The following is a 1,297-nucleotide window of genomic DNA, read 5'->3' as shown; positions in this document are numbered from 1 at the left end:
ATCCACACGAAAGGAACCCCCGCCAGCGTCAAATGTGTATAAGAGCCAGCGAATGCGATAGCCATCATCACCAGCGATTCAGGCTCACTACCGAATACAAAGCGTCTCACCACCTCTACGAGCACGCCCACAGCCAAGATCAGTTGCAGTACACCAGCAAGATGCGCGGCACGTACCTGCATTTTCACGCTATGTCCAACCGCATAAAGGGCAAGCCCGTACACCGCCGCATCGGCAAAATTGTCCAGGGATTCTCCAATCAGGCCGGTGGACTGGGCGATCAGACCGGCAGTCATTTCCACCACGAACAGAAGTGCATTGATGCCGAGCAACCAGCGCAGGGTCCCGGATTCTTGCTTAGCAGAAGCTGCCGAAAACTCGGCGGCCTTGATGGTCTCCGGATTTGCAGCGACGGTTTCCTGAAGCGAGGCGCCTAGCCCCAAGGTCTTCAGTTTCGAGGTGACGGGCTCGACCTCGCCGTCATGCACGACCTTCAGCCGGCGGTTCGACAAGTCGAAGGACAGCGCCCGAATCTCCTCAAAGCCGTTCAGGGCTAGGCGAATCATTCGTTCTTCTGATGGACAGTCCATCTTCGGCACGGCATAAACACTGACCCATCTCCCTGGCGCCTCGGAGGAGGCCTGTATATCGGTATCCGCTGCGGACGTTGCATCACCGCCACAGGCGCCACCACAGGATTTGCTCATGATACGACTCCACTTGAACAATGTTGTGGTACCATTTAAAACTATAAAGCTACTATAAGGTCAATAGAGTAAAGAATCCGTTGGGGAGGAGGCTGATGCGCATTGGTCAGTTGGCGCAGTTGGTAGGGGTCGAAACACAGACGATCCGCTTCTATGAACAGCAGGGCTTGTTGCCGCCGCCTGATCGGCAGGACAACGGTTACCGTGTCTATACCGAGAAGCATGGTGAGGGGCTGGCCTTCATCCGTCGCTGCAGAATCCTGGGCCTGTCACTGGCTGAGATTCACGAACTACAGAGCTATCAGGACGACCCTCATCAGCCTTGTACCGCCGTCAACGCCTTGCTCGATGATCACATCTCTCATGTGCGGTCGCAGATAACCGCTCTGCAAGCGCTTGAGAAACAACTCGTTTCACTGAGAGCGAGTTGCAACGATGACCGGGAAGTTGAGGCGTGTGGGGTTCTTGCTGGAATTAGCGAAGGAAACATGCACCAGCAGTAGGTGAAGCATCAACCAGATAATCCGATGAGATGCCGGTCTGTCTCACTCTCATGCAAAGGTAAGATCAACCATTTAATCCGCTTACCC

General features: G+C 54.7%; 2 protein-coding genes. One reads left to right on the top strand and one right to left on the bottom strand.

What is annotated here, in order from left to right; genetic code table 11:
- A partial coding sequence (locus FGS76_RS06645) for a cation diffusion facilitator family transporter (RefSeq protein ID WP_138771841.1) occupies positions 1-707 on the bottom strand: 707 nt, incomplete at its 3' end.
- 95 nt (positions 708-802) lie between these two features.
- Between FGS76_RS06645 and cadR the strand changes: the two genes are divergently transcribed.
- Positions 803-1,210, top strand: a complete 408-nt coding sequence (cadR, locus tag FGS76_RS06640; protein WP_004364961.1) for a Cd(II)/Pb(II)-responsive transcriptional regulator — start codon at positions 803-805, stop codon at positions 1,208-1,210.
- The last annotated feature ends 87 nt before the right edge of the window (positions 1,211-1,297 follow it).

The organism is Alloalcanivorax gelatiniphagus, from assembly GCF_005938655.1.
GTDB lineage: Bacteria > Pseudomonadota > Gammaproteobacteria > Pseudomonadales > Alcanivoracaceae > Alloalcanivorax > Alloalcanivorax gelatiniphagus.
The sequence above is the reverse complement of the archived record's forward strand: the minus strand, read 5'-3'. Positions and strand labels throughout refer to the sequence as shown.